Here is a 22,576-nt window from a genome sequence, read left to right as displayed (position 1 = left end):
TTCCATCATTGATCATTCTTTTTTAAATTCGAAAGATACGGCTTATTGCGTAATCCGGTACGTCGAATGAAAGTTTCTGCCTGCACATCTACTTCCATTTCAGGAAAAGAAACATCGTCCCAGTTTTTTTCGATTTTCTTCCATTCTTTAGGGTGGGATTCGTGCATGATTTCACCAAAGCCAAAAATATCCGCTTTATTTTTCTGTGCCCGAACGATCGCATCTTCCATCTTCTTCTTCAAGTCTTTCGCTAACTTGTTTTCAATATCTATCAGAACATGCGTATCGGTTAGATTCAAAGGAACATTCACTTCGCGGATATCTCCTTCTGCACGGGCCGTTATAAATACTTTAGGTTTTCCATTTTTCATTTTTACCGAAATGTTGGTTTTTTGACGAATCACCTGATAGGTGATGGAGTCTTTTTTCCCCCCCCAATCAAGGTTTGAATTGGTATTTTCGATCCTATCCAATACCCACATAGATCCTATTGCCATTTCACCATCCAGCCAGTCAATCAATTTCCCGTCTTTAAAAACACCTATTCCTGCTGCACTAGGATTTGCCTCAATATCCGAGGACATGGTATTCTCCATTTTATCCTCTTTACCTGTGTTTCCTCTCACGGTAAAACCACTTATTATCGGTTCTTTTCCGGTACTAAGCAGATTCTTGATCGTTTCTTGGAGATTGACGCTAATATTTTTCCCCTGGGTTTTTTCAGTGGTTTCAACCGTCTTAATGACTTTCTCGGCAGATACCTTATCGATTGCCGTTAACGTTTCGACAATATCCCTTGCTTTCACACCCCGGGCAATCACGATCCTCGTAGTTGCCCTGAATTCCGGTGAGCGCTCAAATGCGTCGAAAATATCGTTGAGGCCCTCTTCTTTTGCTAGTTCCTCACCGATGACAATCAAGTTGGCATGGGCAAAATACATATCACGCGAGATTTTAGTTGAAGCGATACTATCCAGTTCATATACATTATTTCCGGTGGCCCTATAAATGGATATCGGTGGATTCGTTCCGCCGCCCCCCTGAAGAGCTCCTGCTACATTGCCTGGATTAATGGTTTGGAACGATCCCACTAACTTTCCTTCTTTATTTCTGTCGAGTCCAACCGCCGAGACGATGGCCATTTCGTTTAACTCTGTTTTATCCCAACAGCCTGAGGTGAATGTAGTACAGATCACCATCAGGAACAGAATTAGCTTTTTACGATTCATTGCCTTCACCTTTTTTCTCGTCAGACGTTTTCATTCCACGTGATTCAGGAGGCAATGGCCTTTGATTTCCGCCTTCCCTTATCAGATTATTTTCGTTGGATAATAATTTTGGTCTTTCCTTGAAAGCCCACATCGGTCTTCTGAAGAATGTGTCGCCCAACCCTTCCGGATTCAGAGGGGCGAGCGGTGTCATATAAGGAATTCCAAGTGAACGCAGGCTGCATAAATGGACAATAAGGATGAAGAAGGCTAAAATCATCCCATAAAAACCTAAAGTGCCGGCACAAATGATGAATCCGAACCGCACAATGCGGGCAGAAATCGCTATGGAATAAGAAGGGGTTGCAAAACTGGCAATCGCCGTGATCGAGACGATGATGACCATTGCCGGCGATACGATACCAGCCTGGACAGCCGCCTGCCCGATGACCAATGCTCCGACAATGGACATGGTCGAACCAACAGCCTTTGGCATCCGAAGACTTGCTTCCCTTAATATTTCAAAGGTCATTTCCATGAGAAGCGCTTCAACGACGGCAGGCAAAGGAACCGTTTCCCTTTGGGCCGCTACAATGACCAGCAACTTCGTAGGGATCATCTCCTGGTGAAAAGTCGTGGCTGCAACATAGACAGCGGGTCCGACAATAGAAATAATGAAAACGATGATCCGTAAAAAACGTGTGGCTGAAGCAATGTCGAAGCGGTTATAGTAGTCTTCGACAGATTGGAAAAACTGTACGAATAATGCCGGGGCTATCAAAACGAAAGGCGATCCATTAACGAATATCGCCACTCTTCCTTCCAGAAGGTTTCCTGCGACCATATCCGGTCTTTCTGTATGGTTAAGGGTTGGGAATGGGGTCATGACCTGGTCTTCTATCAATTGTTCAATATATCCTGATTCAAGAATGCTATCGATATTAATTCGATTTAAGCGCTTCTTGACCTCCTCGACGACCTCTTCTTTGACAATTCCATTTATATACATGATGGAAACGTCCGTTTTTGTCACCGTGCCAATTTTCATCGACTCTATCCATAAATCCGGGGTATTGATGATCCGGCGTAACATGGCGATGTTCGTTCCATTCGATTCCGTAAACCCTTCCCTTGATCCCCGGACAGTCAAATGCGTGCTTGGCTCCTGAATCGAGCGCTGTTCTCCTCCTCTTGTACTGGCAACCAGGGCGATGTTTATTCCATCAACAAAAATGATGCTGTCCCCTGATAATAATGACAAAAATAATTTTTCCCAATCCTTGACAGTTTCTACACCACCGAGGGAAACCACGTCTTCTGAGATTATATCCAATGCTTCTTGTGGAAGCATTTTTCCTGATAGATGAGGATTTTTCATGATTGACTCAATTAAAAAGTCCGTAACGCTTGGATTATCAACCAGGCCTTGCACATACAAGATAGTTGTTTTCATCTCCGGATTTTGACCGATTTTCAACGTTCGGATGATGATGTCCGGACTGTTTCCCGTCCTTTTCTTCACAATTTCCAGATTGGCGGAAATGGAACTTTCAATATAATCAGGCGTCGTGCTTTTGGATTGATTTTCATCTTCCTTTTTCTTTTCACGTTGCTTCACTTGTCTCTTTTGTTTGAAAAAAGAAGCCATATCACCGAACCTCATTCCTTTTTCGTTTCACTCATTTTGTCCAAAGCACTCCCCCTTTATTCTGCTTCCTTCCATAAGAAAAAGGCTGTCGCAATGACAGCCTTTGGTGTTCACTCTCAGATATGTAACGGCCCAATCAACTAAACTGAAATTATACTTTGCCTTTATTCCTTCTAAAAATCAAAACAACGAAAATAATGAATAGCAAGGCCAATATCGCATAAACGATGTTTGAATAAATGTCCATATACGCTACGATATCTTCCCACGAAGATCCAACTGCTGCCCCGATATTCACTAAGATGATGTTCCAAATCAATGTTCCGGATGTTGTGTAAAGCAGAAAGAGCCAAAAGCTCATATGGGACATGCCTGCCGGAATCGAGATCAGGCTTCTGATCAGCGGAACCAGTCTGCAGAAAAACACGGTCCATGACCCGTACTTGTCAAACCATGAGTTCGCCTTGTGGACGTCCGATACCGTTAACCTAAGAATATGGCCCCATCTTTCCACGAACTTTTCAATGACCTTCACATCAAGAAGTAAACCAATCCCATAAAGGACGACTGCCCCTGCCACTGACCCTATAGTCGATGCGATCACGACGCCCATGATCGTCATGTTCGCTGTTGTCGTCATGAAACCGCCAAAGGTGAGTATGACTTCAGACGGGATCGGCGGGAAAATATTTTCCAATGCTATCAATAGAAAGATTCCCATATACCCAAAATCATTCATGAATTCCGTAATCCAGTTTTCCATTTAATACGCTCCTAACTTTCTTGGATCAACAGCTGACTTGTTGCCTGCCGGCTGCTTATCTTACAATAACGTCGCTCCCTTTATTAACGATTCTTCCGCCGATCTTGATACCTTTGGAAAAACCAAATGGAAATCGCGATCCAACAACCACCCGCCAAATATCCGGCAATGATATCACTAGGATAATGGACCCCCAGATATATTCGGCTTATACCGATCGAGAGGATCATCATCATGCTGAACAGGATCAATAGACTCCTGGCCCAACCAGCCCTAATGTGACGCCATAGCAGAAACGTGAGAATCCCGTATAAAGAGAATGCATTCATGGCATGTCCACTGGGAAAACTGTACCCCCCTATTTCGATGAGCCGGTGTAAATCGGGCCGCGCGCGTTGAAAGAATAGCTTAACCATCAAATTGAGAAGAGGTGAACCAACCATGACCGCAGTGAATAGGATTAGTTCAAGACGATGCTTCAAAACCCTATATAAGAAAAATAAAATGACCAAGGAAAGGATGATGATGGAACCGGTTGAACCTATGTAGGTAAAGAATTTCATGATGTCCGTCAGAAGCGGAGATTCAATTCCCTGCACCAATGAAATCACATCTTCATCGAATTTCAGGTATTCCTTTGCACTTATGGTAAATGCTATGAAACTGAACCCGATTAAAGAAAGTACACTTATTATAAAGGCAATGGTTAATTGCTGCTTTAATTTCATAATAACATCCTTTCACTTTTTAAAACCGCTCCATTTGGAAATTTCCATTTTATCATATCTTCTTCATTTCATGTAAATGCTTGATCGCCCGCCAACCTAATTCGGGGAACATGCCTGGGCACAAATTTTGCCCCTTTATCATACTACTCTATTCGACATGATCACCTCAACTTCAGGTTACTATTAGATTTCCAGTCGAACGTTTCAAGTGGCAGGAACATGTATGCCATACTATAAAAAAGAAAAAAACCTTATGCAGGTTAGGCACAAGGTTTTTCGTTTTTTTAAACTGTAGGGAACGCCCTAAGCGGCAGGGATGTCAAAGTTTGCCCGGTCGCTGAATCGGTAAGATTCTCTTCTAGCTGGAATGGTGGCACCGGTTCAATATGCTTGAATTTCTTCAAGAACGCAGTAAGCGCAATCTTTGCTTCCAGTCTGGCGAGTGGCGCCCCCAGGCAGAAGTGAGGGCCATTTCCGAAGGTAAGGTGTTTCTTATTATTAGGGCGGTGGATATTAAGGGTGAAAGGATCTTCAAACATCTCTTCGTCCAAATTAGCTGCGCTCATCCAAACAACCACGTTATCCCCTTCTTTCAATTCCACACCCAATAGATCGTTATCTTCCTTTACGGTGCGATCCAATTTAATAAGATTGAATCGGAAACGGAGCATTTCTTCGACCGCATGCGGAACCAGATCCAGGTTTTCATGTAACTCTCGATAAACTTCTTTGTCATCATATAGCAAGGAATAAAAACTATTGGCCAGTAAATGACTTGTTGTCTCGACCCCCGCTCCTAAAATCAGCATGGTCGTCCGGACAACCTCATCATCCGTAAACATTTCCCCATCCACTTCTGATTTCAATAGATCGGAGATGATATCATCCGCCGGGTTCAATCGCTTTTGCACTACAATCGGATACAAATACTGATAGTATTCTTTTGCTGCCGCTTGCTTCAATTCATTTACTTCTTCTTGTTTTTCTTTATCAAACGGAAGGAATAAGATATCCACCCATTTCTTAAATAATAAACGATCTTTCGAGGGAACGCCCATCAAATCCGACATGACAATGATCGGAAGCGGACTCGCCAATGATTGCACAATATCGATTTCCGTGTCCTCATCCATTTCCCCAATCAATTCATCTGCAATTTCCTGAATCCGAGGTTCCCAGTTTTGAAGACTTCTAGGTGTGAATGCTGCGGCCAGCAGTGAACGGCGTTTTCTATGCTCAGGTGGATCCGCCTCAGTGATTTGGATCTTTTCAGGCACAGAACCTTCATCACTATCCGTTCCAACCGATATGGTAGTCCGTTTCCGAACACTTGAAAAATGTTTATAATCACTGAGAACCCTCTTCACATCTTCATATTTAAAAACATTCCACGTATCCGTTCCTTCGTGATAACTCACGGGGTCATTTTCCAGCATCCATTTGCACCAAGCGTACGGATTAAATTCCTCCGACCGTGTTTTAAACCTAGTAATTTCTTTTACTGCAATAACTTCTTTCATGAAACCGACTCCTCCCACTTCTCAAAAGTCACCTAACAAAAGGATCGGATGTTCAGCATTCTCCAACTCCGTCGTTTTGTTATAGGGTCGAGCATTCCTGATAGACTTTTTCACCGAATCCTTAAATTCACATCTATTCCATTATAGGGTAAAACACCGAAACAAACCATGCATCTTCCATACCAGCAGCCAAACATGAAATTTGCACCACAATCCCAAAACCCCTATGTAAAACTGCTTATTTTTTACAATTCACTTTCTTTTTCTATTTTTTTATGTCTCTCACTTGATGCTCAAAATCCAATTCTCTCTTTCAAATCCGGAGGCAGTGCTTTTCAATAAGTTATTTCAATATAGATTAATTTTTATAATTACAGCCTTCCAGTTTGTTAAACCCTTATTGGATTGAAAAAATTTGCGGCACTCCAGCGGAGACCCCCTCAGGCGCTTTCCGCAGGCGGCCCGGCAGCCTCCTCGACACGCTTTTCCCGCAGGAGTCCCGTACACCCGCTCCAAACAACAAATAAAAAACTGCAGGCATACTCGCTATTCTTCGAGTTTGCCTGCAGTTTGAACGATGCTGCCGTCAATTTTTGCCCCTTCTAATCAGTTCATGTAAATCATCCATTTTCTTTTCCATGATATCCAGTCTGGCTTTACGTTGCTTCATGGAACGAAAAAGAGATACGGTCCCGACGATGATCATGATTAAAAATACAAGGCATAACAATTGGTATATCATATCCGCAATATTAAAACCACTACTCACTATGTAATCCCCCTAAATGGCATTCTCAATATTCTATTATACACCAGGAAAAATGAACAATTTAACCTTTTTAAGGGGAATCGGGAATAAAAAACCTCGAACGTCGGTCTCCACTCCAGGCACTCGCTTTCCGCGGGCGGTCCGGGAGCCTCCTCGACACGCTTTTCCCGCAGGAGTCCCGTACCTTCCGTTTTCGATCAAACTTTTCGTCCACAAATTTAAACCGATAGCCATTTGCTATCGGTTTATCTTTTATCCCTCTATTTGTTGATCGTCATCTTGGGGCACGATTAATTCATTATAGAATGCTGCCAATGTTGTTCCTGCATAAGGAATCAACCATAGTAAACCAATTCCCAGCGTGAACATGCAAAGGATGCCCCACCCGATGAAGCTTAGGTGCATAAGGAAATACTTCCATTTCAAGCCCTTCATTCTTTTTCTGCTCTCTGTAATGGCTTCAAGCACCGTGTATTCAGGATGATCCTTCAATAAGAAAAACTGCTGCGAATAGGCGATAGCCTTGATGATACCCGGAATGATTAATAATAATGACCATAAAAAAATGAAAATTGCTTGTAAGATGGATGCACCAATAAGCTTGAAAGAGGTTTTTCCATCTTTATAGATAGCGAATACTTCTGGAATATCAGGGTTTTCGCCCCTGGCCAAATTCAGGTAGAACCAAGTGGTTGAAATGGTAAGCGGGATTAGGGCAATGGAAAAGACCATGCTGAAGATATCGGTCCATACTGGTGTTTCTTCCTGCATAATCCATTGTGAAAACCCACCGCTTCCGATCACTTCGACAATTAAAGGTAAAATGAGGTTGATCAAGAACAAGAGCAACATAAGCGAAACAGTTACTCCCCATTTACCTCCCAACGACTGTAAGGCTTTCCTTTTTAGTTCTGAGATTCTCATACTCTGTTTTAACTCCCCTTTTTTAAATGGCGGAATTCTGAATGTTCCTTTTTTATTGCAAATATGGATAGATTCAGAAAAACCACTATTTATTTGATGTCTAAATCTCACGTTGTATTTTAACATAATATCTCTAGTCGTGGGCTTAAATTCCTAGAAAGTGCACACGGATAGAGTCAAGCGGTTTCGAGCAGCCATGATCAACTCCTTTCTTGCCCTTGGTCTATTGGCTTGTTTGTTCCATAACAGTTTATGAAGGGGAATATGGCAATATGCCCATCCAAATTAAAATACCTTCGCGAAACCATAGGGTGTACGGTCAGCGAAGGCGCTTGGATTTATATTGGCAAAAAGTCCCTTTTTTTTAATCTAGTTCTTTTTTCCTTCTCCCGGATAGACCGGGACCTCATTTGATTCTATCCTAAAATCTTTCGAACAGCATGGATAAAAATGTTAACACCGTACTCCATGGCATCTTCGTCAAAAGTAAAACGCGGATGATGGTGGGGATAGGTGATTCCTTTTTCCTTATTCCCAGCTCCTATCAAGAAATAATTGCTAGGTGCTTTCTGTTGGAATGCCGAAAAATCCTCAGCCCCCATCGTCGGTTTTTGATGGTCGACAGAATGTTCTCCATAAACTTCACGGACCGTTTCTTCAATGAGCTTGGTGATTTCCTTGTCATTTATGACCGGCCGATATCCAGTGAGATAGTTAAATTCATAAGTGGCACCATGTGCTTCCGTAATACCTTTGATTACCCTTTCCATAAGGATTGGCATGGATTCCCGGAATTTCAAATCGAAACTTCGAACCGTCCCGCTGATCTCTACGGAGTTTGCAATGACATTGGCCGCTTCCCCGCCAACGAACTTTCCGATGGAGAGAACCAAGTTGTCCAGCGGATCTGTATTGCGGGACACGATATATTGAAGGTTCGTAACGACCTGGGCACCGATCGCGATGCTGTCAATCGTTTCATGGGGCGCAGAACCATGGCCTCCCTTCCCTTTGATGGTCAGAAAGAAACCATCCGGCGCAGCCATCATCGGTCCATACACGATGCCAACTTTCCCGACTTCAAAGGTGGACATGAGGTGGGCACCTATCACGATATCCACTCCTTCCATAACACCTGCATCTACCATTTCCTGCGCTCCCCCAGGGAAATACTCTTCGGCATGCTGAAAGAAGAAGCGGACTTCACCTTTCAGGCCATCTTTCATTCCGGAAAGGATTTTCGCCGCCCCAAGAAGCATCGCCGTATGACCATCATGACCGCAAGCATGCATGACACCTGGTGTTTTGGATTTAAATTCGAAAGAGTTCTCTTCCTCGATCGGCAGCGCATCCATATCTGCACGGATGCCTACTGTTTTTCCAGGATGTGTACCAATCAAACGGGCCATTACACTGTATTTGGTCGGACGAGTAACTTCCAGGTTTCCAAATGACAAGAGGGTTTCGTATACGAATTGCGATGTCTTCTCTTCTTGATAGGATAATTCCGGATGCTGGTGAAGATGACGGCGCCAAGCAATCACATCTTCTCTTACACTTTTTATTTCCGGATATAACTTCAAACTTTGCATGACCATTTCCTCCTCAAATATGAACTATAAAATCTATCCATACAGTAAATCAGCAAGTTGTGTGCCAATTATTGATCTTCTGCATTTAACCTTTCGGCTTCTTGCAAAATAGGATTTTAGCAAGCCCTTTGCGCCATATACACTCAAACGCAGCATTGATTCCGCATGGAAGTGTAAAAATTTTTGCCCTCTAGCGTAAAATTTTTTTTACTACTATTGAACATCCGTCCCAAGAAAGTGAAAGGGACGAAAAGGTAACATGCCTCCCTTTTCGTCCCTAGTTCTATTATTTAGTTATCGTCGTTTCTTTTTGATAAACCAAAGAACCGCCCATATAAGTTTCTTCCACTGTAATCGTATCGATTTCCTCCGGTCTGATTGTCAAAATATCTTGGTCGAGCACAATGAAATCTGCATGATAACCCGGAGTGAGCTGCCCGACATCCGGGATTCTCGTTACCTCCTGAGCGGCCCGGGTGTATAGTGTTATTGCGGTAGGAACATCTACACGCTGATCCTGGCCTGTGTCCGTACCGTCATAGGCAACGCGAGTTACGGCTGCCTTGATTCCAACGAACGGATTGACCGGATCGACCCATGCCGTTGCAGGTGCATCGGAGGAGAATGCGAGTTTAATGCCTGCTTCTAACATGGATTGGATGGGGTAGGTTCGTCTTGTGCGATCTGCACCCAGATTATTAAGATAGCTTTCGATTTCGGCATATAAGAAGATCGGCTGGGGAACAAAAGCGATACCCGTTTCAGCTGCCCGCTGAAGTGCTTGCTTTGTAGGCATGGCTGCATGTTCGATCCTTATCGATGGACCATCCGCAATCCATCCCGTTTTTCCGTAAAAGGTATTCACGATCAAATCGATAGCTTGCTCCCCCATTGCATGTATGACCAATTGGATATTGTTTTTCCTGGCAGCCTCAGCTGCACCTAACAACTCTGCCTCTGATGTCATCTGTATGCCATGGTTCTTTCCTTCCCCTAAAAATGGCGGATCGACCCACGCCGTTTGACCTGACACGCTGCCATCCGAGAATAACTTGACCCCACCTATATGATTCTGGCATTCCCTGTTTGTTTTACCTTTATCCAGGATCATATCGTTCTTCATATCTTCCCAAATATAGTATAAAACTGTACGTTGCTTTAGGCCCTTTTCGCTTGCTGCCCTATACATATCCAAGTAATCGATCGGCTGGGTCCTTGCCAGGAGTTCGGTGATTGCAGTGATGCCATGTGATAATAATTTAGGACTCAGTTCGGCAAGTGTGTCTGTTTCTTCCGCAAATGTTTGAACCGGCATCACTTTATTGACCAATTCTTTTGCATTTTCCCGTAATACCCCTGTCGGCTCCCCTCCTGAATCCTTGTCAATCTCCCCCCCTGCTGGATTCGGCGTGTCCTTCGTGATCCCGGCCAATTCCAATGCCTTGCTGTTGACGACGATAATATGGCCGCAGGTCCGCGTTATGACAACAGGGACGTCCGTTGTCGCCCTATCCAAATCGTAGCGTGAAGGGGACCGTCCTTCCGTCAATTTCCCTTCATCATATCCCCAGCTTTCAATCCAATCCCCTGAACTATGTGATTCACACTGTTCACGAACGGCATTGATCAAATCCTCAATCGATTCAACGACAGGGGGCATACATGGAATTTGCTTGGCTGCCTTAGCTAAAAATAACGGATGCAGATGGGCATCGATGAGTCCGGGAAGCACCCGCCGCCCTAGAAGATTGATCCGTTCCCCATTCATTCCATCTGTCTCAGACTGTTCTCCAACCCACTCGATGCGCCCATTACGAACAACCATGGCACTCGCATAAGGTTGTTTCGGATTTGCCGTAAATATTTTTCCATTTATATAAATAACATTCATATTTCGTTCATTCTCATTCATACTTTCCCTCTCCTTAATAAGTAAAATCAAATGATGAACCCCTTTTTCCACATTTAAACTTATGTCTTTTCACAATATTTAAGTTGTATGCTTTTCGCCATTCACGGGGCTTGAAGGAATTTCCTGAGCCTGTTTTCCGTGGATGAACGTTCCCGCCGCGAATCCCAGTACTGCCGGAATGAGCCATGCAAACCCATAAGAACTGAATGGAATGATGGAAATGAAAGCATTCATGAATCCCATATGGATGCCGATGCTTTCCAAGGTTTCGCATAAACTGATGATGAAAGTGGCCAGGACCGCCCCCTTATAGGCTCCCGCGTTCGGTATGTATCTGCGGAAAACGCCAAACAAGACAAGTACAATCGAAACAGGGTATATTCCCATGAATAACGGTACGGAGTAGTCGATGATCTTTTCGACACCCATCAGCCCCATCAACACTCCAGTGGCACAGACGACGAGCACCCAATTGCGGTAACTCACTTTTTGCTTCGTCAACCCGCTAAGGAAGTCTGCTATCGAAGCGGTTATTCCAATCGAGGTGGTAAGGCACGCTAAGGAAACCGCTATGGCCAATGCAATCGTGCCGTAATCACCAAACAGGTTATAAACCAGGCCCGTCACCAGCTGTGCACTCTCCATGTTCTTAGGGAATAACCCGCTTCCTGTAGCACCGATATACAGAAGCCCTCCGTATATGATGAGCAATCCCAAACCAGCCACTATGGTTCCATTCATGACCACTTGCTTCATTTTGGAAGGTTCGGCATATCCTTTTGCTGCAATCGAGCCAATGAAAACCGAGGCACAAAGAAGGCCCGTGAAGACGTCACCCGTCTGATAAGCGCTAAAAAAGGAGTTTCCAAACGGATTTTGAATTTCCGTATTTACAGGAGCCCCCAATGGGTCGAATGTGCCTTTGATGACGATAAAAAGAAGAATCGCGAACAGAGCAGGCGTTAGCACTTGTCCGACTTTATCAATGAGATTGGATCGATCGCTGGCAAAGTAAAAATTCAATCCAAAGAAAATGATCATCGTCACGAAAGATGGTACATTCGGGAATAATGTATGAACCCCCATTTCATGGGTGGTGGCGGCCGTCCGGGGTACAGTGACGAGCATCGCGATCCCTATCATGACGACCAGATTGAATACCTTATAAAACCAGGGGCTTATCGGCCTTGTCAATTCTTCAAAATTCCCTTTTGAATTCAGGACCGCGACAACTCCCAGTATAGGGAGTACGATTCCCGTAAGAATGAAGCCAACTAACGCCACAAGCCAATCCGACCCTGATGCAAGTCCGATCGACGGAGGGAAAATCAGGTTGCCAGCCCCAAAAAATACGGCAAATAAAGCAAAACCAAAAATAAGGCTGTCACGTACTATCTTGTTTGTATTCATCCATTCACCTCTATTTTTTTATCAATCAATGAAACCTCTTTTAATACGCCTATCCTACTAATAAGCAAATACCGTGCCAATTCTTTATAATATTTTAATAGTTTCTGTCCATACTAACCTATGACGCTACATACAAGGCAAAAAGGGCCACGATTCTATTTAGCATTAGAATGGTGACCCTTTGATTATCATAATCCATTATGAAGGGGGTGAAATTTTTCCCCCTGGCGTAAAAAAATTTTTACCGCAATTTATGTTTTTCCATTTTATATTTCAATAATTGTTTGGAGATGCCAAGTTGTCTGGCAGATTCCGCAATTTTTCCATTCGTATTTTTCAATTGACGCACAATGATTTCTTTTTCATATTGCTGAACCGCATCTTTTAAGGAATCCACATTAAGATTGTGTTCTTCAGCCATTGGAGCTTCCGTATAATCTCTGATTCTTCCAGGAATATCATCAAGGGTGATCCTACTGGACTGGACATGATTATATGCCGTCTCGACAGCATTTTTCAATTCCCTGATATTGCCTGGCCATGGATATCTTTTGAAGCATTGAAGCACTTCATCCTGAACACCGTCAATATAGATATTCATCGTATTGTTGTAAAAATTCAGATAATGATCAACAAGGACTTCTATATCCTCTCTTCTTTCCATCAAGCTTGGCAAGTCAATCTGCACGACACCGATTCTATAGAATAAATCTTCCCGCAGCCGTTTCTCCGCCAGTAAAATATCGGGTACCTCATTCGTTGCTGAAATCACCCGAATGTCCAAGCGGATATTTTTCTTTCCGCCCAGTCTCCTGATCGTTTTCTCTTCAATCGCCTTCAGCAGCTTCACTTGAAGATCCATATCCAATGAATTGATTTCATCCAGAAATAAAGTTCCGCCTTCGGCCTGTTCGAATAGACCCGGCATATCCTCCGACCCGGTGAAGCTCCCTTTATTCGTGCCAAACAAAGTACTCTCCCATAAACTAGCAGGAACAGCACTGCAGTTAAGGGAAATGAAGGGCTTTCCAAATCGATCGCTTAAATTATGGATAGCCTGGGCGATAAGTTCTTTCCCTGTGCCCGTTTCCCCAACGATCAACACATTTGAGGTCGTTAATGCAATTCTTCCGAGTTTATCTTTAATGCTTTCCATTTTAGGGTTAACCGTGATAATATCATCGACCGTATAAACGGTATTATTTCTCCTGAAGATTTTATGGCTCGAATATTTGTCCAAATGTTGAATGGCATCCTTGGAAAAGAAACGCTTCGAGAATTCCACGGCCCCAATGATTTTACCGTTTTCGGCTATCGGAAAAGTGGAATTGATCGTTTCGATGACCTCTCCCGTTTTAGTGATCATCTCTTGTTTTATATTACATAACGGCTTTCCCGTCCTTAACACATTCATGAGTGTACTATTTTCGTTCGTGATGTTTTTATAAAAGGAGGTGACACTCTTCCCCATGAATTCTTCCGGCCTTATCCCAAGCTCTTTAAGGACATTTAAATCTGCCATATCATAAAAAATGATCATCCCTTTATCATCTACGACCAAAACATTATCAAATTCGGATAATCGCCTGAATATCTCCACATCCATATTCACCCTTCCAGCCTCCTCTCAACTTACATATTCAACCCCTGGCAATTCCCGCAAACCGGTCCATTCACTTTGTAGCCTCTTGGTTTGGCACTGCTTCGTGCATTGTCCAATCATTCTGATATTTTACCATGAAACTGGGCGTTTTTTCTTTCCAAACTTTTTCCTGGCTTTTTCATCATGTAAATGATCACAACAAAAAAAGAGCATCCCAAAGCGGAAATCGCTTCCGCCTTTGGAACACCCTCTTTCCTATAATCAATCAGAGCCAGTTATAACAAAATCGTCTTGGAGCAAAGCTAAAGGAAGCTTTCTATTAATAGGATCCCCTGCCGAAACATTAATTTCAGTAATGTGACCGCTGGCACCTATTGAAACATCAATCAATTTCCCATCTTCCGTTTTCACTAAAAAGAGCCTCTCCCATTCATAAACATAGGAATTCTTTTGAACGTAAACTTGTTCGACGGTCCCATCCTGAGCACACTCGATGGTATGAATCGGTTTTAACACGGAATCACTCCTCCACTCTCCATTATTTGACTAAAGCTTATACCCAGCCACGGAATATTGAGGCTTCTGCCATTTTTCTGACACCCACCATATACGCTGCCAGCCTCATATCCACTTTTCTTGTCTCGGACATTTCATATACTTGATTAAATGAATTGACCAATAACTCTTTTAATTTGATTTGGACTTCAGCATCTTCCCAATAATAACCTTGGTTATTTTGAACCCATTCAAAGTAAGAAACTGTCACACCGCCTGAACTTGCCAATACATCTGGTACGAGAAGAACATTGCGTTCCGTCAAGATCTTGGTTGCTTCCAATGTGGTAGGTCCATTCGCTGCCTCCACGACGATTTGGGCTTTGATAAGATGTGCATTTTCTTTGGTGATTTGATTGGAAATGGCAGCAGGCACTAAAATATCACAATCTTGTTCCAGAAGTTCCTGATTGGTGATTGTATTTTCGAATAGTGTCGTTACCGTTCCAAAGCTATCCCTTTTATCAAGTAAGTAATCGATATCCAGACCATCCTGGTTATAAATGGCTCCATATGCGTCCGATATACCAATCACTTTCGCACCTGCATCATGCATGAATTTGGCCAAAAAGCTTCCTGCGTTCCCAAATCCTTGGACGATGATGCGTGCACCTTTCAATTCTATGCCCTTCCGCTTTGCCGCTTCCTCGATACAGATCGTTACACCTTGTGCAGTCGCCTTTTCCCTACCGTGTGAACCGCCCAGTACCAGTGGCTTACCTGTAATGAAACCTGGAGAATCGTGTTCTCTTATTCTACTGTACTCGTCCATCATCCATGCCATGATTTGTGAATTCGTATAAACATCCGGGGCCGGAATATCTTTTGTCGGCCCCACTATTTGACTGATTGCCCGAACGTATCCACGGCTAAGCCTTTCCAATTCACCGATGGACATTTGGCGCGGATCACAGATGATGCCGCCTTTTCCTCCGCCATATGGCAGATTCACGATTCCGCATTTCAAACTCATCCACATTGAAAGTGCCTTGACTTCTTCCTCATCGACTTCGGGATGAAAACGGATTCCGCCTTTCGTCGGACCGACCGCATCGTTGTGCTGGGCACGGTATCCAGTGAAAATCTTCGTCGAATTGTCATCCATCTTAATTGGAATCCGGACGGTCAGCATCCGAAGAGGTTCCTTCAAAAGCTCGAACACTTCTTCAGAATAGCCAAGCTTATCAAGCGCCTCCTTGATTACGACCTGTGTTGAATCAAGCAAGCTGGCAGTTTCTTTTTCTTCTTTGATTGTTGTACTCAATGGAATTCACCTCATAGGTATATTAGGATAAAACTCTTTTAATGCGTTCGATTGCCCAATCCAAGTCTTCTTTTGTAATGACTAATGGCGGAGCAAAACGGATAACTGTATCATGTGTTTCTTTACATAGCAGTTTTTCTTCTTTAAGCTGCTCACAATAAGGTCTTGCTGCTTCTGTTAATTCGACTCCGATGAATAAGCCCCTGCCGCGAATATCTTTAATCATAGGGTTCTTGATTTCTTTTAAACTATCCATAAAGTATTGTCCAAGCTCCAATGAACGTTCCGCAAGCTTCTCTTCTTCAAGGACTTCCAATGAAGCGATGGAAACCGCACATGCCAATGGATTGCCGCCGAATGTAGAACCATGGGAACCAGGATTGAATACGCCAAGGATTTCACGGTTTGCAGCTACGCAAGAGATTGGGAAAACCCCGCCGCCCAGCGCCTTACCTAAAATGTACATATCCGGAACTACCCCATCCCAGTCAGAGGCGAACATTTTTCCTGAACGTCCAAGTCCTGATTGAATTTCATCAGAAACGAATAGGACATTATTTTCTTTACATAAGTCGTAAGCTTCTTTTAAGAATCCTTGCGGCGGTATGATGATTCCCGCTTCACCTTGAATCGGTTCGATTAAAAATCCAGCCGTTTGCGGTGTAATCGCTTCTTTCAATGCATCAAGATCGCCATAAGGGATAAGCTTGATCCCTGGCAGCATCGGTCCAAAGCCCCTTCTATATTCCTCATCGGATGACAAGGATACCGCTGCCATCGTACGGCCATGGAAGTTCCCGACGCAAGCGATGATTTCAGCTTGGTTTTCTGCGATTCCCTTAACATCATAACCCCAGCGTCTAACAGCCTTGATTGCTGTTTCAACGGCTTCAGCACCCGTATTCATAGGCAGGGCCATGTCTTTTTGCGTAATGCGGGAAACCATTTCATACCATGGGCCCAATTTATCACTATGGAAGGCACGGGACGTTAATGTCACGCGATCAGCTTGCTTCTTTAATTCGTCGATGATTTTCGGATGCCTGTGGCCTTGGTTCACTGCTGAATAGGCACTAAGCATATCCATATATTTGTTGCCTTCAGGATCTTCCACCCAAACTCCTTCTGCCTTCGCGATGACGATTGGAAGTGGATTATAATTGTTTGCACCATATTGTTCTGTTTGCTCGATTAATTTTTCCGTTAATGTTGTCATGTTGATTCCCCCTAAAATTTATAGCGTTTCAGATGTTGTTTTTCCTTGAAGATGAAGAACTAAATAATCAGGGCCGCCCGCTTTTGAATCCGTACCTGACATATTGAATCCGCCAAATGGCTGGTATCCTACAATGGCACCGGTACAGCCGCGATTGAAGTACAAGTTACCTACGTGGAAATCCTCACGCGCTTGTTCAATATGTTCAATATTGTTCGAGATGACTGCACCCGTTAATCCATAATCCGTGTTATTGGCGATCTCGATTGCATGATTGAAATCTTTTGCCTTACAGAATGCAACCACTGGTCCGAAAATCTCTTCTTTCATGACACGTGCGTTTTCATCCACATCGGCAATGATAGTTGGCTGGATGAAGAAACCTTTTGAATTGTCTCCTTCTCCACCTGCAACAAGTTTCCCTTCTTCTTTACCGATTTCAACGTAGCTCATGACTTTGTCGTAAGCTGCTTGATCAATAACCGGACCCATGAAGTTATTTACATCCGTTGGTTCCCCGAGTGTTTTTTCTTTCGTTAACTCAATGGCACGATTCAAGACTTGGTCATATACATCTTCCACTATGACGGCACGTGAACAAGCAGAACATTTTTGACCGGAGAATCCGAATGCAGAAGCGACGATTGATTGTGCCGCCAATTCCAGATCAGCCTCTTTATCAACAACGATCGTATCTTTACCGCCCATTTCAGCGATGACACGCTTTAACCAGATTTGGCCTTCCTGAACTTTTGCAGCACGCTCATATATGCGGATTCCAACATCACGAGATCCAGTGAAGCTGATGAAACGTGTACGAGGATGATCTACCAAATAATCGCCCACTTCGGCACCGCTTCCTGGAATGAAGTTCACGACTCCTGCAGGCAAGCCCGCTTCTTCCAACACTTCGATGAATTTAGCTGCAATGACCGGTGTTGTACTGGCCGGTTTCAATAAAACTGTATTTCCTGAAACAAGAGCAGCCGTCGTCATGCCTGCCATGATCGCAAACGGGAAGTTCCAAGGTGAGATGATGACACCGACACCAAGTGGAATATAATTGAAAGCATTGTGCTCGATCGGACGGCTTTCCACTGGCATGCCGTCTTTAAGCTTCAGCATTTGACGTGCATAGTATTCCATGAAGTCGATCGCTTCCGCTGTATCTGCATCCGCCTCATTCCAAGGCTTCCCTGCTTCTTTAACCAATAGTGCCGAGAAATAGTGTTTTCTTCTCCGAACAGTGGCTGCAGCCCTGAATAAAATATTTGCACGCACTTCCGCGTTCGTTTTTCTCCAAGTTTGGAATGTCTTATCTGCCGCTTGCATCGCTTGCTCAGCAAGATCCTTGTTCGCTTTGGATACGGTTCCAATGACTTCTTCTTTATTTGCTGGGTTTACAGAGGTAATGACTTCATCAGTAAACACTTTTTCACCATTAATGATCAGCGGATATTTCTTCCCTAGATCATTAGCTACATCATTCAATGCCGCTTGAAAAGCTTTTTTGTTTTCTTCGATTTTAAAATTAGTAAATGGTTCGTGTTTATATGGTTGGACCATTATGGCTCATCTCCCTAAAGTTTATGTTTTTTCTTCTCCCTTATTAATCAAGCAAGTTCCGTGCCAACTTTTCATTTTTTTGAAAAATTATTGTTTTTTCTTTAAAAATGCAATGAAAATAAGCACTTTCGGGGCAAAATTGACATAGTATGCCATTATTTTTTGCTCTAATCCCTATTTTTGTCGCTTAAACCTGACACTTTTTAATAATGCAAAATTCATGCCAACATAAAAAACCATAAAAAACAGCGTTTTTGCACTTTTTCCGCAAAATATTTTTGCACTTCAATGCAAAATATTCTTGCTATGCAAATTTTATTTGCGCCTTTGCTTCAATTCCTCTACAATAGCTCTAAGAAAAGAAGAAAAACGGGAGGCATTCATGCATTTAGATCAAATCATTAAAATAGAAGGTTTCCAAACCATCCTCCATTCACTAGTGGACGTAATCGATATCGGGTTACATATAATCGATATAAAAGGGCGGACCATCATATATAACAAGAAAATGGCTGAAATAGAAGGCATGGATTCAGAAGAGGTATTAGGGAAAAAGATTCACGAGATCTTTATATTCAAGGAAGAATCGGAGAGCACATTAATACGGGCGCTTCATTCTGGAAAGAAAACCGAAAACTCGAAGCAGACCTACTTTAATAATCTTGGACAGGAAATCACAACAATCAATAATACGTTCCCGATTTTGGATCAGAACCAAAATATCATCGGAGCCATTGAAGTGGCGAAGGATATAACGAATCTTGAAAGAATCATTAAAGATAATATCTTGAATAAAGGCGATACGAAATATACGTTCGACAGCATCATCGGAACGAGTGAGAATTTCTTGGAAGTCATTGAAAAAAGCAAGCGTTCGACCAGGACGGCATCCTCCATCCTCATCGTCGGGGAGACGGGAACCGGAAAAGAACTTTTTGCCCAAAGCATCCATAATGGCAGCAGCCGTTCGACACAGCCTTTCATCAGCCAAAACTGTGCTGCCCTGCCAGATAGTCTTATTGAAGGAATTCTTTTTGGTACGAAGAAAGGGGCCTTCACCGGATCGATTGAAAGGCCAGGTTTATTCGAACAGGCCCAAGGCGGGACCATCCTTCTTGATGAAATCAATTCCTTAAATCCGAATATGCAGGCGAAATTATTAAGGGCCCTTCAAGAAAGGACGATACGCCGTGTTGGGGATACAAAAGATAAACAAATTGACGTAAGGGTCATAGCAACGATAAATGAAGATCCAATAGATGCCATTTCAAATGATCATTTACGAAAGGATTTATATTATCGATTAAGCGTCGTTTCGTTATTCATCCCGCCTCTTCGTGAACGGAAAGAGGATATTCCCTTGCTGGCGCAATCCTTCATCGAGAAATTCAATGCGCTGTTCGAATTGAATATTGAAGGGATCAGCGATGAGGTCTACTCGCTTTTTTATGATTACGACTGGCCCGGGAACGTAAGGGAACTTGAACATATCATCGAGGGGTCCATGAATTTAATGGAACCTGGCGATACAAAGATTGACATCACCCACCTTCCGACTCTTTTTAGGAAGAAAGCCCATTTGGAAGACATTCATCCCGAAAGAAAAGAGAATCATGCAAATGGGGATTTACAGGAGTCCACCTTATCCCTTGATGATTATATTGCCAATACTGAAAAGCAATATTTGGAGAAAATCTTAAAAGAACATGGCATGAATATCTCCCAAGCTGCCAAGGCCTTGAATATAAGCCGCCAAAGCCTTCAATACCGCTTGAAAAAGTATCAGGTCAAATGACATCATTTCCGCACGAAGAAGGCCCCCCATTAATATGGAGGGCCTTCTTTGCCTGATTCATTCCACTCGCAATCAGAATGTTTCAGCCGCTTTTACAACTTTTTCCAAACCATCCGCGATGATTTCTTGTGTCCGGTCCGGATACTGATTATGGCCTTCAATGACAACGACCTCAGGATTATTGATTCCCCATAGGCCAATGATATTTTTCACTAAATTCACGGCCATTTCAGCAGAAGCCATTCCTTCTAATGCATAATCGGAACCGCGGGCATTCAATAGCATGACTTTTTTATCTCCAGCATACCCTACAGGACCTTCCGCCGTATAATTAAACATTTTACCGGCTTGTGCCAAATAGGAAAGATATGTGATTAGCGGTGCAGGAACCGTTGAGTTCCATAGAGGGAAAGCGAATACCACTTTATCCATGGCCAGGAATTGATTTAAATATTGGTCAACCAGTTCGGCCGCCTTTTCCTCTTCGGCTGTCAGTTCAAGACCCTGGTTGCGTTTATACAACCCGGTTATCGCCGTATTTCCATAGTAAGGAAGTTCTTCCTTAAATAAATCCAGCTCGGTCACTTCATCTGTCCGGTGTGTCTCTTTATATGCTTTTAAAAATGTGTCATACATTTTCGAGCTGATTGCCTGATCTGCTGGACGATCATTCACCTTAACGAACAATACTTTTGTCATTTTTCCATTCTCCCCTGCCGCGGTTTCTTTATTTCCAAATAATCTACTTAAGAATCCCATTATCCTCACCCTTGCTTTCTGCCTTAAATTCAGACGACTAAATGAATCTCATTGCCAGATGGATCTGTTACAGCGAAATACCCTTCTTTTTCCGTGACGGCAGCTCCGATTCCTTTCAGTTGCTCCGTTACTTTGTTTCGCGCTTCTTCATCTGCAAAAACGAGCGTATACCAGTTCAGCCCTACACTATTTTCCTTTGGAGCAGGGGCACCGACCCCATTCCATGTGTTCAACCCAATGTGATGATGATATCCACCGGTTGAAGTGAATAACGCTCCTCCATATCGATTCACAACGGTAAACCCAAGACCTTGCATGTAAAACTCTTCCGTTTTACGTAAATCCGCTACATGCAGATGAATATGCCCCATTAAAGTGCCTGCAGGGAGTTTGCTCCACTCCCCATCGCTTTCTTCCAGAAGGTCATTCCCATCCAACGGATCCGTGCCCATGGCAACTTCCCCACCGGCCCATCTCCAATCAGCGGATGGCCGGTCAGAGTATACTTCAATGCCATTGCCATCCGGATCGGTAAGGTACAGCGCTTCACTCACTTCATGATCCGCCGCTCCAAATGGATATTTCGTTTGAAGTAGATGGCGTAAAAAAATCGATAAGTCGGGTCGGCTTGGCAGCAAAAGGGCAAAGTGATATAAGCCCGTCGTCCGCCCTTGTTTCGGAATCACATCCGCAGGCTGCTCAAGTATCAGCAACGGGGTCTTTCCGTCTGTCGTTAAAACGGCTTGCCGGTCTGTTTTCTTCAATACTTGAAGACCGATGATTTCTTGATAAAACAAAATGGCATTATTCAAATCCAAAACATTTATACTGACTTCGCCAACAAAGGTAATGGGTTTTTGATGAAAATTTTTATCCATATTATCACTTCCCTTTTTTATTGAAAATCACATGATCCAAAGAAAGAACCGTGCGGTTTGCACACGCTAGATAGACAGACATGGCCAGCAGTGCCAAGTCCAGTTCATAGCCCGCCGCTTGCCCGTTTCCAAGAAAACCGGCTGGTAATTTAGCCGTAAAAATCGCTCCCGCCATAATGACCGCAAATAGGACGGAAACGATTCGTGTTCCCAAACCCAGTATAACCGCAAGTCCACCGATCAATTCGATTCCTGCAACGATGTACGCCATGAAGCCTGGAATGCCAAGGCTATCGAAAAATCCAGCCGTATTCCCTATTCCTCCTTGAAACTTTGAAACACCGTGAATGAAAAAAGTAAGACCTAAAACCAACCTTAAAAAAACTTGACCCGCTTCATTTTTATTCATATATGAATTCTCCTTTTGTTAGTTACTTTATGTAAGTTATTATATTTTAATAAGTTT

At 43.2% G+C, this 22,576-nt stretch carries 19 protein-coding genes; 1 reads left to right on the top strand and 18 read right to left on the bottom strand.

Annotated features, from left to right (window positions below; translation table 11 throughout):
* Positions 1-5 precede the first annotated feature (5 nt).
* The 15 genes from ACQKNS_RS11305 to pruA form a co-directional block, all read right to left on the bottom strand.
* A complete protein-coding gene (locus ACQKNS_RS11305) occupies positions 6-1,229 on the bottom strand; it encodes a Ger(x)C family spore germination protein (RefSeq protein ID WP_427642923.1) in 1,224 nt (407 codons plus the stop codon).
* A complete protein-coding gene (locus ACQKNS_RS11300; RefSeq protein ID WP_427642921.1) occupies positions 1,219-2,856 on the bottom strand; it encodes a spore germination protein in 1,638 nt (545 codons plus the stop codon). The genes ACQKNS_RS11305 and ACQKNS_RS11300 overlap by 11 nt, the downstream gene beginning before the upstream one ends.
* A 151-nt stretch (positions 2,857-3,007) precedes the next feature.
* Positions 3,008-3,619 (bottom strand): DedA family protein, encoded by a 612-nt coding sequence (locus ACQKNS_RS11295; RefSeq protein WP_427642920.1) that lies wholly within the window; start codon positions 3,617-3,619, stop codon positions 3,008-3,010.
* Positions 3,620-3,702: 83 nt separating this feature from the next.
* Positions 3,703-4,347, bottom strand: a complete 645-nt coding sequence (locus ACQKNS_RS11290) for a phosphatase PAP2 family protein (RefSeq protein WP_427642918.1) — start codon at positions 4,345-4,347, stop codon at positions 3,703-3,705.
* Between the two features lie 284 nt (positions 4,348-4,631).
* Positions 4,632-5,867 carry a cytochrome P450 gene (locus ACQKNS_RS11285; protein WP_427642917.1) on the bottom strand — a complete coding sequence of 412 codons (1,236 nt, stop codon included), beginning with the start codon at positions 5,865-5,867 and terminating at the stop codon, positions 4,632-4,634.
* Positions 5,868-6,453: 586 nt separating this feature from the next.
* Entirely contained in the window at positions 6,454-6,636 is a 183-nt protein-coding gene (locus ACQKNS_RS11280) for a hypothetical protein (protein WP_427642915.1), read from the bottom strand.
* A 252-nt stretch (positions 6,637-6,888) separates the two neighbouring features.
* Positions 6,889-7,560, bottom strand: a complete 672-nt coding sequence (locus ACQKNS_RS11275) for a DUF975 family protein (protein ID WP_427642913.1) — start codon at positions 7,558-7,560, stop codon at positions 6,889-6,891.
* 416 nt (positions 7,561-7,976) lie between these two features.
* A complete protein-coding gene (locus tag ACQKNS_RS11270; protein ID WP_427642912.1) occupies positions 7,977-9,152 on the bottom strand; it encodes a M20 family metallopeptidase in 1,176 nt (391 codons plus the stop codon).
* A gap of 286 nt (positions 9,153-9,438) precedes the next feature.
* Positions 9,439-11,064: an amidohydrolase gene (locus tag ACQKNS_RS11265; RefSeq protein ID WP_427642911.1), complete on the bottom strand. Its 1,626-nt coding sequence runs from the start codon at positions 11,062-11,064 to the stop codon at positions 9,439-9,441.
* 78 nt (positions 11,065-11,142) lie between these two features.
* Positions 11,143-12,474, bottom strand: a complete 1,332-nt coding sequence (brnQ, locus tag ACQKNS_RS11260) for a branched-chain amino acid transport system II carrier protein (RefSeq protein WP_427642909.1) — start codon at positions 12,472-12,474, stop codon at positions 11,143-11,145.
* A 241-nt stretch (positions 12,475-12,715) separates the two neighbouring features.
* Complete coding sequence (locus ACQKNS_RS11255) at positions 12,716-14,080, bottom strand: sigma-54 interaction domain-containing protein (RefSeq protein WP_427644176.1); 1,365 nt, start codon at positions 14,078-14,080, stop codon at positions 12,716-12,718.
* A 258-nt stretch (positions 14,081-14,338) separates the two neighbouring features.
* The gene (locus ACQKNS_RS11250) at positions 14,339-14,593 is read right to left on the bottom strand and encodes a hypothetical protein (protein ID WP_076364404.1); all 255 of its coding nucleotides are present in this window, start codon (positions 14,591-14,593) and stop codon (positions 14,339-14,341) included.
* 37 nt (positions 14,594-14,630) lie between these two features.
* Positions 14,631-15,896 (bottom strand): Glu/Leu/Phe/Val family dehydrogenase, encoded by a 1,266-nt coding sequence (locus tag ACQKNS_RS11245; protein WP_427642907.1) that lies wholly within the window; start codon positions 15,894-15,896, stop codon positions 14,631-14,633.
* Positions 15,897-15,918: 22 nt separating this feature from the next.
* Complete coding sequence (locus ACQKNS_RS11240) at positions 15,919-17,112, bottom strand: ornithine--oxo-acid transaminase (protein ID WP_283915505.1); 1,194 nt, start codon at positions 17,110-17,112, stop codon at positions 15,919-15,921.
* Positions 17,113-17,130: 18 nt separating this feature from the next.
* On the bottom strand, positions 17,131-18,678 hold the full coding sequence (gene pruA, locus ACQKNS_RS11235; RefSeq protein ID WP_427642905.1) for an L-glutamate gamma-semialdehyde dehydrogenase: 1,548 nt from the start codon (positions 18,676-18,678) through the stop codon (positions 17,131-17,133).
* A gap of 382 nt (positions 18,679-19,060) precedes the next feature.
* On the opposite strand from pruA, the gene ACQKNS_RS11230 reads away from it, so the two are divergent.
* Positions 19,061-20,473 (top strand): sigma-54 interaction domain-containing protein, encoded by a 1,413-nt coding sequence (locus ACQKNS_RS11230; RefSeq protein WP_427642903.1) that lies wholly within the window; start codon positions 19,061-19,063, stop codon positions 20,471-20,473.
* A gap of 72 nt (positions 20,474-20,545) precedes the next feature.
* Here ACQKNS_RS11230 and ACQKNS_RS11225 read toward each other — a convergent pair whose 3' ends face one another.
* The 3 genes from ACQKNS_RS11225 to ACQKNS_RS11215 are packed head-to-tail and all read right to left on the bottom strand — an operon-like array spanning position 20,546 to position 22,519.
* Positions 20,546-21,232 (bottom strand): FMN-dependent NADH-azoreductase, encoded by a 687-nt coding sequence (locus ACQKNS_RS11225; RefSeq protein ID WP_283898108.1) that lies wholly within the window; start codon positions 21,230-21,232, stop codon positions 20,546-20,548.
* A 29-nt stretch (positions 21,233-21,261) separates the two neighbouring features.
* Positions 21,262-22,110 carry a VOC family protein gene (locus ACQKNS_RS11220; protein WP_427642900.1) on the bottom strand — a complete coding sequence of 283 codons (849 nt, stop codon included), beginning with the start codon at positions 22,108-22,110 and terminating at the stop codon, positions 21,262-21,264.
* Positions 22,111-22,114: 4 nt separating this feature from the next.
* Positions 22,115-22,519 carry a DoxX family protein gene (locus tag ACQKNS_RS11215; protein WP_427642898.1) on the bottom strand — a complete coding sequence of 135 codons (405 nt, stop codon included), beginning with the start codon at positions 22,517-22,519 and terminating at the stop codon, positions 22,115-22,117.
* Positions 22,520-22,576: the final 57 nt, after the last annotated feature.

This window comes from Peribacillus sp. NPDC094092 (assembly GCF_050279365.1).
GTDB lineage: Bacteria > Bacillota > Bacilli > Bacillales > DSM-1321 > Peribacillus.
This window is presented reverse-complemented; position numbering and strand designations above follow the sequence as displayed.

Bases quoted from the DNA above. Each gene is read 5' to 3' on its own strand.
- ACQKNS_RS11305 (WP_427642923.1), bottom strand. From the start codon at position 1,229: ATGAATCGTAAAAAGCTAATTCTGTTCCTGATGGTGATCTGTACTACA.
- ACQKNS_RS11300 (WP_427642921.1), bottom strand. From the start codon at position 2,856: ATGGCTTCTTTTTTCAAACAAAAGAGACAAGTGAAGCAACGTGAAAAG.
- ACQKNS_RS11295 (WP_427642920.1), bottom strand. From the start codon at position 3,619: ATGGAAAACTGGATTACGGAATTCATGAATGATTTTGGGTATATGGGA.
- ACQKNS_RS11290 (WP_427642918.1), bottom strand. From the start codon at position 4,347: ATGAAATTAAAGCAGCAATTAACCATTGCCTTTATAATAAGTGTACTT.
- ACQKNS_RS11285 (WP_427642917.1), bottom strand. From the start codon at position 5,867: ATGAAAGAAGTTATTGCAGTAAAAGAAATTACTAGGTTTAAAACACGG.
- ACQKNS_RS11275 (WP_427642913.1), bottom strand. From the start codon at position 7,560: ATGAGAATCTCAGAACTAAAAAGGAAAGCCTTACAGTCGTTGGGAGGT.
- ACQKNS_RS11270 (WP_427642912.1), bottom strand. From the start codon at position 9,152: ATGCAAAGTTTGAAGTTATATCCGGAAATAAAAAGTGTAAGAGAAGAT.
- ACQKNS_RS11265 (WP_427642911.1), bottom strand. From the start codon at position 11,064: ATGAATGAGAATGAACGAAATATGAATGTTATTTATATAAATGGAAAA.
- brnQ (WP_427642909.1), bottom strand. From the start codon at position 12,474: ATGAATACAAACAAGATAGTACGTGACAGCCTTATTTTTGGTTTTGCT.
- ACQKNS_RS11255 (WP_427644176.1), bottom strand. From the start codon at position 14,080: ATGGATGTGGAGATATTCAGGCGATTATCCGAATTTGATAATGTTTTG.
- ACQKNS_RS11240 (WP_283915505.1), bottom strand. From the start codon at position 17,112: ATGACAACATTAACGGAAAAATTAATCGAGCAAACAGAACAATATGGT.
- pruA (WP_427642905.1), bottom strand. From the start codon at position 18,678: ATGGTCCAACCATATAAACACGAACCATTTACTAATTTTAAAATCGAA.
- ACQKNS_RS11230 (WP_427642903.1), top strand. From the start codon at position 19,061: ATGCATTTAGATCAAATCATTAAAATAGAAGGTTTCCAAACCATCCTC.
- ACQKNS_RS11225 (WP_283898108.1), bottom strand. From the start codon at position 21,232: ATGGGATTCTTAAGTAGATTATTTGGAAATAAAGAAACCGCGGCAGGG.
- ACQKNS_RS11220 (WP_427642900.1), bottom strand. From the start codon at position 22,110: ATGGATAAAAATTTTCATCAAAAACCCATTACCTTTGTTGGCGAAGTC.
- ACQKNS_RS11215 (WP_427642898.1), bottom strand. From the start codon at position 22,519: ATGAATAAAAATGAAGCGGGTCAAGTTTTTTTAAGGTTGGTTTTAGGT.